This is a genomic window from Pseudomonas sp. SWRI92 (assembly GCF_014268685.1).
GTDB classification, from domain to species: Bacteria; Pseudomonadota; Gammaproteobacteria; order Pseudomonadales; family Pseudomonadaceae; genus Aquipseudomonas; species Aquipseudomonas marvdashtae.
The window spans coordinates 730,215-743,168 of the sequence record NZ_JABWQY010000001.1 but is presented as its reverse complement, the minus strand read 5'-3'; the positions used below and the strand labels follow the sequence as shown (position 1 = coordinate 743,168).

Annotated in this window: 8 protein-coding genes; 3 read left to right on the top strand and 5 right to left on the bottom strand. The window is 62.2% G+C overall.

Going from position 1 to position 12,954, the window contains the following annotated elements; translation table 11 throughout:
* Positions 1 to 64 precede the first annotated feature (64 nt).
* From HU762_RS02935 to HU762_RS02915, 5 genes are all read right to left on the bottom strand, one after another.
* Positions 65 to 1,120 (bottom strand): tetratricopeptide repeat protein, encoded by a 1,056-nt coding sequence (locus HU762_RS02935; protein WP_186632656.1) that lies wholly within the window; start codon positions 1,118 to 1,120, stop codon positions 65 to 67.
* 192 nt (positions 1,121 to 1,312) lie between these two features.
* A complete protein-coding gene (locus HU762_RS02930) occupies positions 1,313 to 2,737 on the bottom strand; it encodes a TolC family protein (protein ID WP_186632653.1) in 1,425 nt (474 codons plus the stop codon).
* Positions 2,734 to 5,913, bottom strand: coding sequence for an efflux RND transporter permease subunit (locus HU762_RS02925; RefSeq protein WP_186632650.1), 3,180 nt, complete (start codon positions 5,911 to 5,913; stop codon positions 2,734 to 2,736). Before HU762_RS02925 ends, HU762_RS02930 begins: the two co-directional genes overlap by 4 nt.
* A 15-nt stretch (positions 5,914 to 5,928) precedes the next feature.
* Positions 5,929 to 7,182 (bottom strand): multidrug efflux RND transporter periplasmic adaptor subunit MexE, encoded by a 1,254-nt coding sequence (gene mexE / locus HU762_RS02920; RefSeq protein WP_186632647.1) that lies wholly within the window; start codon positions 7,180 to 7,182, stop codon positions 5,929 to 5,931.
* A 176-nt stretch (positions 7,183 to 7,358) separates the two neighbouring features.
* Positions 7,359 to 8,114: a transporter substrate-binding domain-containing protein gene (locus HU762_RS02915; protein WP_186632644.1), complete on the bottom strand. Its 756-nt coding sequence runs from the start codon at positions 8,112 to 8,114 to the stop codon at positions 7,359 to 7,361.
* A gap of 411 nt (positions 8,115 to 8,525) precedes the next feature.
* Between HU762_RS02915 and HU762_RS02910 the strand changes: the two genes are divergently transcribed.
* The 3 genes from HU762_RS02910 to HU762_RS02900 are packed head-to-tail and all read left to right on the top strand — an operon-like array spanning position 8,526 to position 12,925.
* The gene (locus HU762_RS02910; protein WP_186632641.1) at positions 8,526 to 10,274 is read left to right on the top strand and encodes a type I secretion system permease/ATPase; all 1,749 of its coding nucleotides are present in this window, start codon (positions 8,526 to 8,528) and stop codon (positions 10,272 to 10,274) included.
* A complete protein-coding gene (locus tag HU762_RS02905) occupies positions 10,261 to 11,580 on the top strand; it encodes an HlyD family type I secretion periplasmic adaptor subunit (RefSeq protein ID WP_186632638.1) in 1,320 nt (439 codons plus the stop codon). Before HU762_RS02910 ends, HU762_RS02905 begins: the two co-directional genes overlap by 14 nt.
* A 1-nt stretch (position 11,581) precedes the next feature.
* On the top strand, positions 11,582 to 12,925 hold the full coding sequence (locus tag HU762_RS02900) for a TolC family protein (protein WP_186632635.1): 1,344 nt from the start codon (positions 11,582 to 11,584) through the stop codon (positions 12,923 to 12,925).
* The last annotated feature ends 29 nt before the right edge of the window (positions 12,926 to 12,954 follow it).

Sequence of the window (12,954 nt, the reverse complement as noted above, 5' to 3'; positions counted from 1 at the left end):
GGCGGTTCCGCTTTCTTTGACAAAACGCGCACTGCTGCGCAACTTTCGGCTCGCGTCGATTGGCCTAGAGCCCTTGCTGCAGCGCCGGGTCGTCGGGGTTCAGTTGTTCCAATTGGGCCAGCAGGATTTGGACATTCTGCAACTGTCCAGTCTCTTTCCAATAGTTGATCAGCAGCACACGTGCCTTGCGGTCGGCGGGGTAGCGCTGGACGATTTCCTGCAGCTGTTTCTGTGCGGCTTCCACTTCCTGCTCGGCGTGCAACGTGGTTGCCAAGTCATAACGGTAATGCCTGTTCTCAGGCTCCAGCTCCACGGCTTTTGCCAGGCCGAGCACCGCGTATTCGCTCTGGCCGTGTTGCAGCAGCCACATGCCCAGCGCATGTTGCAGATAGGCGGATGCCGGCTGGGTTTGCAACTGGCGGGCGAGCAATTGTCGTGCGGCTTCAGCCTGGCCTTGCTTGTCCAGCACGTCGACCTGCATGACCAGCGCCGGCAGGTTGTCCGGTTGCAGGCGCAGCGCCTGTTCAAGTGCCTGCTGGGCTTTTTTCAGCTCGGCGTTGTGCAAATACAGGCGGGCGAGTTGATAGAGCGATTCGGTAGTCGGTGGCCCGTCGTTCAACACCTGTTTCCAGGTATCGACAGCGATCTGCATCGCTGCGAAATACAGGCCCAGTTCATCCGGCGAAGACCCCAGCAGCGCATCCACCGCAGCGAATCGGACGCTTGGCTCGTTGTCATCCAGCAGCGGGCCGAGCAACAGGCTGCGATGGGCGTTCGGCACCAGCCCGACGATACTGCCGATGGCCGCTCGCCGCACTTCTGGCGCTTCGCTTTGCAGGTCCGCCTGTGCCAGTTTCAGGGCTTGGGGGCTGGGGTAGTTGGGCAGTTCCGCGTGCAGCCATACCCGCCGTTTGGGCGACAGGTCCGGACGTCCCAATTGCTGATACAACATCCGCGCGGCGCCGGGCTGGCCATTGCGTGCTTGTTCCAGGGCTTCGCTGTAACCGCGCTTGATAGCCTCGGGAATCTGCGGCGTCGTACCGCGCTGCCATATCGCGACAAGACCGATCGCCAACACAACGGCAAGACTGAGGAGCAGGTAGCGGCGAGGCGAGGGCATGCAGGTAGTCCATAACCAGGAGCGTGAAATGTCGCAAGCTTCGGTCAGGCCGCGACCTTAGTCAAACCTTGTGGCTATCCGCGCACGAAACGTATCGGCGATCGACCAAAAAAAGCCCCGCGTCCAGATGGGAGGCGGGGCAAAAATTTGGCTGGTTGCGGCCAACCAAAGGAGCTCGGTTGAGCCGGCTGGTCAGTTGCGGGCGACGGTTTCCGGTTGCCAGCCGCCGCCGAGGGCCTTGTAGATCGCGACGATGCCGCGATACAGGTCGACTTCGGCCTGGGCCTGGCTATCTTCCGCAGCCAGGCGCTCACGTTGGGCGTCGAGGAGCACGAGGAAATCCTCCGTGCCTTCGCGGTAGCGAATTTCGGCGAGGTTGGCGGCCGCGCGGCTCGATTCGCTCTGGCGGATCAGCGAGATCAGCCGTTGCTGGCGCTTGCCGTAGTCGCTGAAAGCATTTTCCGATTCTTCCAAGGCCAGCAGCACTTGTTGCTCGTAGTTCGCCAGGGCGCCATCCGCCTCGGCGCTGGCACCGCGCAGGCGAGCCCGCACGCTGCCCAAGTCGAAAGCTGCCCAGGTAATGCTCGGACCCAGTGCCCAGGCATTGGCCGCCGAAGAGCCGATCTGCGAACCGCGTCCAGCGGTAAAGCCGAGGAAGCCGCTGAGGCTGACCCGTGGGAACAGGTCGGCCTTGGCCACGCCGATGCGTGCCGTGGCGGCTGCCAACTGACGCTCGGCGCTGAGCACGTCCGGGCGGCGTTGCAGCAGTTGACCGGGGTCGCCAATCGGCAGGGCCTTGGCAATGGCCGGCAACTGTTTGGGGCTCAGGTCCACGCTCAGCTTGTCCGGACGCTCGCCCAGCAAGGTCGCAATGCGGTTGCGCTGGCGGGCCTGTTCGGCTTGCAGTTGCGGCACGCTGGCTTCCACTGCGGCCAGCCGAGCATCGGCACGGACCACGTCGAGCTGATCGCCGACGCCGGCATCGCGCAGGCTTTCGGTGATCTTGCGTGACGCCTGCTGGTTGTCCAGGTTCGCCAGGGCAATCTTCTCCCGAAGCTGGGCGCCGCGCAGTTGGCCGTAGGCATCCACCAGTTCGGCGATCATCGTCACCTGTAACTGGTAGAGGTCGGCTTCGGTGGCCTGCTGGTCGGCGTCGGTGGCCTCCAGGTTACGTCGGATGCGGCCGAACAAGTCCAGCTCCCAGGCCATATCCAGGCCCAGGTCGTAGCGCTCGCTGTTGACCCGATCATCGGTCTGGCCCATCGGGTTCTGCCCCTTGCCCAACTCGCTGCTGGCACGGCTGGTGATGGTCGGCATGGCGTCATTGCTGGCGTCATCGCGAATCGCACGGGCGGCCCGCAGACGGGCGAAGGCCACGCGCAACTCGCGGTTGCCTTCCAGGGAGCGGGTCACCAACGCGTTGAGGGTCGGGTCGTCGAACTGCTGCCACCAGATGCCTTCGAAGCGCGCGCGGTCGAAGTTCTTCTGGCCGGCGGCGCCGTCGGTGGCGGTGGTGATATTCGCCGCCTCCGTTTCTGGCGCCTTGTAGTCCGGGCCCACGGCGCAGGCACTCAGTGCCAGGACCAGCAAGCTCGGCATGAACACTTTCAAACTCATTGTTGCGCCTCCAGTTTCAAGGCCCGGGCCGCTTTGCGGGCCTCGCTGCGCTCGACAAAGTTGCGGATCAATACATAGAACACGGGCGTCAGCAGCAGACCAAAGAACGTCACGCCGAGCATCCCCGAGAACACCGCGACACCCATGGCATGGCGCATTTCCGCACCGGCGCCGCTGGAGAACACCAGGGGCACCACACCCATGATGAAGGCGAACGAGGTCATCAGGATCGGCCGCAGACGCAGGCGGCAGGCTTCGAGCACGGCGGCCAGCGGGGTCATGCCTTCGAGCTGTTTATCCTTGGCGAACTCGACGATCAGAATCGCGTTCTTACAGGCAAGCCCCACCAGTACGATCAAGCCGATCTGCGTGAAGATGTTGTTGTCACCGCCCGACAGAATCACACCGGTGATGGCCGACAGCAGGGTCATCGGTACGATCAGGATCACCGCCAACGGCAGGCTCCAGCTTTCGTACTGTGCCGCGAGTACCAGGAACGCCAGCAGGACGCAGAGCGGGAACACGAACAGCGCGGTGTTGCCCGAGAGGATCTGCTGGTACGTCAGGTCGGTCCACTCGTAGGTCATGCCGTTGGGCAGTTCGTCCTGGAGCAGTTTCTCGATGGCTTTTTCAGCCTGGCCGGAGCTGTAGCCCGGGGCAGCCGCACCGTTGATTTCAGCGGTGATGAAACCGTTGTAGTGCATCACGCGGTCCGGCCCCGAGGTGTCGCTGACCTTGATGAAGGTCGCCAGCGGGATCATCTCGCCACGGTTGTTACGTACCTTGAGCTGGCCGATCTGGTCCGACTCGAGGCGGAACTGCTGCTCGGCCTGGACGTTGACCTGATAGGTGCGGCCGAAGCGGTTGAAGTCGTTGGCATACAGCGAACCCAAGTAGATCTGCAGGGTGTCGAAGATGTCGCTGACGGCCACGCCATGGGTCTTGGCTTTTTCACGGTCGATGGCGGCATCGACCTGGGGCACGTTCACGGTGTAGCTGGTGAACAATCCAGCCAGTTCCGGCACGTTGTGGCTCTTGGTGATGATGTTCATGGTTTCTTTGTACAGCTCGTCGTAGCCCAGGTTGCCCCGGTCTTCGATTTGCAGGCGGAAACCACCGATAGTGCCCAGGCCTTGTACTGGCGGCGGCGGGAAGATCGCCATGTAGGCTTCCTGGATTTCCGAGTACTGGCCGTTCAACGCACCGGCGATCGCACCGGCCGACATGCTCGGGTCCTTGCGCTCGTTAAAAGGCTTGAGGGTGACGAACACGATGCCGGAGTTCGGGCTGTTGGTGAAACCGTTGATCGACAGGCCCGGGAAGGCCACCGCGCTTTCAACGCCTGGCTGTTTGAGGGCCATGTCGGACATGCGCTTGATCACGTCTTCGGTGCGGTCCAGGCTCGCGGCGTCCGGCAATTGGGCGAAGGCCACCAGGTATTGCTTGTCCTGGCCAGGCACGAAACCGGTCGGTGTGCTTGAGAAGCCGAAGAACGTCAGCACCATCAGGCCTGCGTACAGGACGAGGGCAATGCCGCTGCTGCGGATTACGCGGCCGACGGCGCCCACATAGCTGTGGCTGGCGCGGTCGAAGAAGCGGTTGAACGGTCGGAACAGCCAGCCGCCGAAGATCTTGTCGAGGAACCGCGAGAAACGGTCCTTGGGCGCGTCATGGCTCTTGAGCAATACCGCGGCCAGCGCTGGCGACAGGGTCAGCGAGTTGAACGCCGAGATCACCGTCGAGATGGCAATGGTCAGGGCAAACTGCTTATAGAACTGTCCGGTCAAGCCACTGATGAAGGCCGCTGGCACGAACACCGCGCACAGCACCAGTGCCGTGGCAATGATCGGCCCCGTCACTTCGCCCATGGCGCGCTTGGTCGCTTCCACCGGAGTGAGCCCGAGGCCGATGTTCCGTTCGACGTTCTCCACCACCACGATGGCGTCGTCCACGACGATCCCGATGGCCAATACCAGGCCGAATAGCGACAGCGCGTTAAGGGAGAAGCCGAACAGGTGCATGACCGCGAAGGTACCGATCAGCGACACCGGAACGGCCACCAACGGGATGATCGAGGCGCGCCAGGTCTGTAGGAACAGGATGACGACCAGCACCACGAGAATCAGCGCTTCGAACAGGGTGTGGACCACCGCTTCGATGGAGCCGCGCACGAAAATCGTCGGGTCATAGACGATGCTGTAGTCCATGCCGGCCGGGAAGCCTTTCTTCAACTCGTCCATTTTCTCGCGCACATCGTTGGAGATCTGGATGGCGTTGGAGCCTGGGCGCTGGAAGATCGGGATCGCTACCGCCGGCTGGTTGTCGAGCAACGAGCGCAGGGCGTATTGGCTGGAACCCAGCTCAATCCGTGCGATGTCTTTCAGGCGAGTGATTTCACCGTGGGCGCCAGAACGGATGATGATGTTCTCGAACTCTTCTTCGCTCACCAGGCGACCCTGGGTGTTGACCGAGAGTTGAAACGCCTGGGCGTTCGGCGCTGGCGGGGCGCCCAGGGCACCGGCGGCAACCTGGCGGTTCTGTTCACGGATCGCCGTGACCACGTCGGTGGCGGTCAGGTTGCGCGAAGCGGTCTTGTTCGGATCCAGCCAGACCCGCAAGGAGTAATCGCCCATGCCGAACAGCTGCACATCACCCACGCCGCCGAGGCGCGCCAGCTCATCCTTGATGTTGAGCAAGGCGTAGTTGGACAGGTAGAGCATGTCGTAGCGTTGGTCCGGCGAGGTCAAGTGCACGACCATCGTCAGGTCGGGCGATGCCTTGTCCACCGTGATACCGATGCGGGTCACTTCCTCCGGCAACTTGGGCTCGGTTCGGGTGACGCGGTTCTGCACCTGCACCTGGGCGTTGTCCAGGTCGGTGCCCAGGGCAAAGGTGATGGTCAGGGTGATCTTGCCGTCGGCGGTGGACTGCGAGGACATGTACAGCATGTTCTCGACACCGGTGATGGCTTGCTCCAAGGGCGCGGCAACGGTTTCGCCGATCACTTTGGGGTTGGCGCCTGGGAAGTTGGCGCGCACGACCACGGTCGGTGGCACGACTTCCGGGTATTCGCTGATCGGTAGCTGGAATAGCGAGATGGCGCCGGCGATCAGGATCAGCAGCGAGAGCACCGCGGCAAAGATCGGCCGTGAAATGAAGAACTGGGAAAATTTCATCTTGAGTTCAGTCCCTTAACCGCGTGGGGACGCAGAGGCCAGTTTGCCTGCCGATCCGGACGGCGCCTTGGCGGGCGCGACCTGAGGCAAGTTGCTGGCTTCGAGCGCTTTGCGTTGTTGTGCCAGGGCGGCGAGGGTGGCTTCGCTGGCCATCGGCACGGTTTCAGGCGTAACCGGCGAACCCGGACGGGCGCGTTGCAGGCCCTTGACGATGATGGTGTCGTCCTTGCTCAAGCCGTTGCGCACGATGCGCAGGCCTTCGATCTTCGGCCCCAGCTCGACGGCGCGGTACGCAGGCTTGTTCTCGGCGTCCATCACCAGCACGAATTTCTTGCCCAGGTCGGTGCCGACGGCTTCGTCGTTGATCAGTACGGCGGAGTAGGTGCCGCTGCCGACCAGCTTCAGGCGAGTGTAGAGGCCTGGCGTGAAGGCGCCGTCCTTGTTGTCGAATACCGCGCGACCGCGGATGGTGCCGGTCTGCGGGTTGACCTGGTTGTCGACGAAGTTCATCTGGCCTTGGTGCGGGTTGCCGTCTTCGTTGGACAGGCCCATGTAGACCGGCGTGGCCTGGCCGCGCTGGCCCTGGCGGGCGAGTTGGGTGTACTTGAGGAAGACACGTTCGTCGGCGTCGAAGTAGGCGTAGACCTTGTCGGTGGACACGACGCTGGTCAGCGGCGTGACGTCGGCGGTCACCAGGTTGCCAGCGGTGATCTCCGCACGGCTGACGCGGCCGCTGATGGGCGAGGTGACTCGGGTGAAGCTCAGGTTCAGTTTCGCCAGGTCCAACTGCGCCTGGATGCCCGCTACGGCGGCGCGAGCTTCCTGGGCCGCGGTGGTGCGCGAATCCGCCAGTTCGGCGGAGATGGCATTGCTCAAGCGCAGGCGTTCGCCACGCTGGGCTTCGTTCTCGCTGCGGGTTGCAGTGGCGCGGGCCTGGGCCAACTGGGCTTCGAGACGACGCACTTCTGCCTGGAAGGGGCGCGGGTCGATCTGGAACAGCAGGTCGCCTTTCTTGACCAGCGCACCTTCGGTGAAGGCCACTTCATCGATCTGCCCGGAAACACGCGGGCGAATCTCGACGGTTTCCGGCGCTTCGAGGCGTCCGGTGAATTCATCCCATTCGTTGACGGGCTGCTCCAGCACCTTGGCCACGCTGACTTTGGCCGCCGGCATGGAAGCTGCCGTGTCGGGAGTCTTGCCGCAAGCGCTGATCACCAGCACTGCCAACAGTGCGAGGGGAAAGCGCAGTTTAGAAAGTGAATGTTCCATGGATAGCATCCGCCAAGTGTATTGAGATGGCCGGATGATGCGTGGCGAGGCGCAGAGGAACGAATCGAATGAAGCAAAGGTAACTATCATTCGGAATGATATAAGCCATTGGCGAGCCCTCTGGAGCGGGGCTTTCGTTAGGTGGCTATCATTTGCAATGATGTTTCGGGCACGTCTTATGGCAGGTAAACATCATGAATACGCTTGATCGCACCCTCCTTGCGCAACGCTTCCACCGCCTCACGCAAGTCGTCGACAATCTTCGCCGAGCAGCGCCGCGAGCAGGCCAGGTAAAGGTCGGCGCTGCTGCCGACCGAACTCATCAGCAGTTTGCGCTTGGACACTTTCGGCCAGATGTAGCGACTCTCCGGAACGCCGTTGAACCAGGCGTCGATACGCCCCATCAGTAGCATCTGGGCAGGGTTGTCGCCGATGGCCAGGGGGTAGATCTGGTCGTCCCGGAAGCCCTCGGTGCGCAGGATCTCCTCTTGCGCGCTGCCCAGGCCGACGCCTATCTTGCGGAAGGTTTCTTTCGCTTGGGCGAAGCTGTCCACCTGCCGGTCGAGGCTGAAGAAGGCTCGCTCCATGGGCATGATCCGGGCGATCCAGGTGAAGCGATCCTCTCGCCCCGGAATGCGCGACAGGGGCGTTATCAAGTAATCGTGTTCTTCGCTCACGTGTTTCTGTGCCCTGGCCCAGGGAAGCAGATGGATCTTCGCGGTGTACCCGGCCCGGGTCATGGCTTGCACCGCGACATCGCCGATAATCCCGTGCCCCCTGGGGTCGTCGACGAAGGTCAGCGGGGGCGCGTCGAGGATGTGCAGTTCAAGCACCTGGGACTCGCTGCGGGCGTGATCGACTACCAGCAGCAACAGGCAGAGCAGGCACAATGCTTGGGTACGGCCATTCAAAACGCGGTTGATCCGGCTCATGATCGATACTTCAGGCATTGAAAGGGCGGGGCGCCATTCTACGCATGCCGGGCGCCAGTCACATCGTCTTGCAGGCCGCTGTGTCATGGGGACGCGCTTGCATACACGGCGCGTTCTTGTCTGGACATGTCCGCGTTTGTCATCCGGCCTGATTGCGTGTTCCTGAAGGTATAGATCATCCCGACGATAAAAACCCGGGTGCGCGGGATTTGATGTCAGGCGGGTGCACTCCATCGAACCTTGTAAAGCAGCGCCCCTTCAGAACCGCGCGCCCATGCCGATACAGCGCACATAACTTCTATTGCGCGGTCGCTTTCGAGCGCCCCAGCCAGGAAAATCAAGGCGTTCGTGTACTTGTACTCCCTACGATTTTCGCAGGTATGAACATAAGCGGACCTCAGGGAAAGAACCATGTCAGCCCATCCCCGGACCGAATTGGAAGGCGCCCTTGCCGCGTGCAAAGGCAGTTTTCTTTCCGTTGCCTTTTTCAGCTTTTTCGTCAACTTGCTGATGCTGGTCCCCTCGTTCTATATGCTGCAGGTCTACGACCGCGCAGTCGCCAGCACCAGCCTGTCGACGTTATTGATGTTGACGCTGATCATGCTGCTGATGATGACTACCATGGGCGGCCTGGAATGGGTTCGCTCTCGGATCATGGTGCGGATCAGCACGCGCCTGGACACGCTGCTTGGGCAGCGTCTGTTCGATGCGAGCTTCAAGCAGGCACTCAACTCCTGTGGCATGAACGCCACGGCCCAACCGCTGAGTGACTTGAATGCGTTGCGCCAGTTCCTGACTGGCAATGGTCTGTTCGCGTTTTTCGACACGCCGTGGATTCCGATTTACCTCACCGTCATGTTCATTTTCCATCCCTGGTACGGCTGGATGGGGCTGCTGAGCGCGTTATTGCTGGGGGCGCTGGCCTTCGTCAACGAGAAGCTGACCCACGCGCCGTTGCAAGCCGCCAACCGTGAACAGATGGCGGCCACCGCGTTTACCAACAAAAGCCTGCGCAACGCCGAAGTGGTTGAATCCATGGGCATGCTGGGCAGTCTGCGCCAGCGCTGGGATGGACAAACCTACAACATCCTGTCTTTGCAAAGTCTGGCCAGTGACCGCGCCACGACCGTTGCCGCGGTGTCCAGGACGTTCCGCCAGATTGTCCAATCGCTGGTGCTGGGCCTGGGCGCATACCTGACGATCAATCAGGAGATTTCGCCGGGACTGATGATCGCCGGTTCGATTTTGCTCGGCCGTGCCCTGGCCCCCATCGATCAGTTGATCGGCGTCTGGAAAGGCTTTTTGAGCGCGCGGGGGCAATACGCCAGGCTGCATGAACTACTGCTCAAGATCGCCGCCGAACCGGAACGCATGTCGTTGCCAGCACCCGAAGGAGCGATCCGCGTCGAAGGGCTTTGTGTCGGATCGCCGAACAGCCGCCAGGCGATCATTCGTGGCCTGAGTTTCGAAGTGCCGGCTGGAGAGGTGGTGGGCATCATTGGTCCCAGCGGCGCCGGTAAGTCGACCCTCGCCAGAGCGCTGCTCGGGATCTGGCCTGGCCAGTCCGGCACGGTGCGCCTGGACGGCGCGGACATCAGCCAATGGCGCCGGGACGAATTGGGCCCGTACATTGGTTATCTGCCGCAAGACATCGAGTTGTTCGAGGGCACGATCAGCCAGAACATCTCACGCTTCGGCCCGGTGGACGCGGCCGCGGTGGTCGCTGCCGCACGCATGGCCGGGGTCCACGAGCTGGTGCTGCAACTGCCCGATGGCTACGACACCGTGATCGGCGCCAATGGTGGTGGATTGTCCGGTGGCCAGCGCCAGCGCATCGGTTTGGCCCGCGCGCTTTACGGCGAGCCCCGTCTGGTGGTGCTGGATGAACCGAACTCCAACCTGGACGACGCCGGAGAGAAGATGCTCACCGAGGCGCTGAAAAAGCTCAAGCAGAGTGGGGCCACGGTGTTCGTCATCACCCATCGTTCCGGGGTGCTGGCGCAGGTCGACAAACTGTTGGTCCTCAATCAAGGCGAGCTGAGCCTGTTCGGTCCACGGGACAAGGTGCTGGCGCGGTTGCAGGGCGCAGCCCCAGCCACCCAGCAGGTCGCCGCGGTTGAAGCGCAGAAAACGGGTGAACAGCTTTATGCAAAACAGTAGTCCCTCATCCGTCGACAGGGTCGGCTTGCCTATCGACGACAAACCGGTGCGCCGAGTGGGTTATCTGATGCTGCTGGTGACCTTCGGCCTGTTCGGCGGCTGGGCGACCCTGGCGCCGCTCAACAGTGCGGCGCTTGCGCCGGGCGTGGTCACGGTCAAAAGCTATCGCAAGACCGTGCAGCATCTGGAAGGCGGCATCGTCCGAGAACTGCGCGTGCATGACGGCGACTTGGTGAAGTTGGGCGATGTGCTGCTGGTGCTCGACAACACCCAGGCACGTTCGGAGATGGAGGCGATGCGCAGCCAGCTGATTGCCGCCCTCGAACTCGAAGCCCGGCTGGTGGCTGAACGTGATGCATTGCCCGAGCCGTTGGCCGTCCCGACCCTGGATCCTGCCGACCTGCGCGTACGCGAGGCCCGCGACAGCGAGGCGCGGATTTTCCAGACCCGCCGCACTTCGTTGCTCGGCGAGATCGCCTTGCTGGAGAAGTCCATCGGGCAGATCGAAGAACAGATTCGTGGCTACAAGGCCATCGTCGCCAGCAAACAATTGCTCGCGGTGTCCTATCAGGAAGAAATTTCCGATTTGCGTGCGTTGTTGGCTGAAGGCTACGTCGACAAGCAACGCCTTCGCGAGCAGGAGCGCAGCCTTGCGCGCCTGCACGCCGAAATTGCCGAAAGCCAGTCCGAAAGCGCGCGAGCGGGGGTTCATGTCGACGAAGCGCGGCTGAAGATACTTCAGCTGAAAAAAACCTTCGCTACCGAAGTCGCGGGTTTGCTCGGCGATGCGCGGACCAAGGTCTACGAGCTGCGTGAACGACTGGCCACCTTGCAGGATCGCGACCAGCGCACCGATATCCTTGCGCCAGAATCAGGCCGGATCATGGGCATGACGGTGCACACCCTGGGCGCCGTGGTCAGCCCTGGCACCGCGCTGCTGGACATTGTCCCGGCCAATGAGGAATTGATCGTCGAGGCGCAGGTTTCGCCAATGGACATTGACCGGATCAAGGTCGGCAAACTGGCGGGTATTCGCTTCAGCGCGTTCAAAAGCGGCACCACGCCCGTCATGGAAGGGCAGCTGGTGCAGGTATCCGCCGATCGCCTGGTCAACAAAGACACCGGCGCGCCTTATTACCTGGCGCGGGTGGCGTTGACCGACAACGGGCGCCTGGCGCTGGGCGACCTCGCCTTGGTGCCGGGCATGCCGGTGGAGGTGCTGATCAATACCGGCGCGCGGACGCTGCTGGAGTATTTGATGCAGCCTGCGAGCAATGCATTCGCCCGCTCGCTGATCGAGGATTGATATGAAGCCTCTGGTCGTGCTGTGCCTGGCGCTCATGCCGTTTGGCGCTCTAGCTGACAACGACGCTTACCTGGACCTCTGGCAATTGCATCAAGAGGCGCAGGGGGCGGATCCGCGCATCCTTCGGGCACAAGCCCTGATTCGCAGCGGCGAGGGCAACGAGCGAGCGGCCTTCGGTCAGTTGTTGCCGCAGCTCAACGCCAGCGGTAGCGTCAACCGCAGCCGGCGCGACGATGATCTGAGCCGTATCCAGTACAACGGCAAGCGCATGGCGGTGATGCTCAATCAGGTGATCTACGACCCGCAGGTCTGGCGCAGTTATCAGCGGTACGTGGAGCTGGCCCGGCAAAGCGAGTACGAATCCGACGATACCCAGGTGCAGGCCAGCATTGACCTGTCCGAGCGGTATTTTGCGGTGCTCGCAGCGGAAGACGAACTGGCTCTGGTGCGCAGCGAGCTCGGCGCGACCGAGCGCAACCTCAAGCGTGTCAACGCCCTGTATGCGCGCCAGATGGCGATGGTGACCGATACGTTGGACCTCGAGGCGCGCGTGGATGCGCTCAAGGCTGATGAGATCGAGGCCAGCAACAAGGTCGAGGTCAGCCGCGAAGCAGTGTCCGAACTGGTGGGGCGCGCCGTCACCGAGCCGTTCAAGCGCATCGCCGATAATCCGGCGTTCAGCTTGCCGGCACAAGCGCAGGATTATTGGGTGCAGACCGCGCTGGACAGCAACCCGGCGCTGCATGCGCGCGAACACAGTATCCGCGCCGCCGAGGCGGCTATCGGTGAAGCCAGGGCCGGGCATCTGCCCCGATTGGGCCTCAACCTGATGGCGCAACGCAGCGACATCGGCTATGAAGGCGCGTTGGCGCCTCGCTCGGACAACCTCGTCGCGTCCCTCGATTTGCAGATGCCGCTTTACAGTGGCGGCTCCACCCGTGCCCGAGTCTCAAGTTCCGAAAGCGACAAGGAAGTCGCCCAGCAGGAACTGGAAGCCTTGCGACGCCAGGTCATCAAGGAAACCCGTACGGCCTACCTTGGCATGAGCGCCGAGCTGAGTCGTATCAAGGCGACACGCCGCGCTTTGGATTCCGCTGAAAAGTCCCGGGTCGCCACCGAAAAAGCCTTCACCTACGGCGTCAAGAATGCCGTGGATGTACTCGATAGCATCAAGGAGGAGTTTCGCGCGCGGCGTGATTTCCTTCAGTCCCAATACCGCTTCGTCACCAGCCTGCTGGTCCTGCACCGCTGGAGCGGAAGGTTGGGGGAGGGGGATATCCGCAAAGCCAACGAATGGCTGGTTGCCCCCGCCTCGTCGGATATACGGTCAAAAAATGATGGCTAAGTAATATTATTGACGCCATTTTTCGGGCA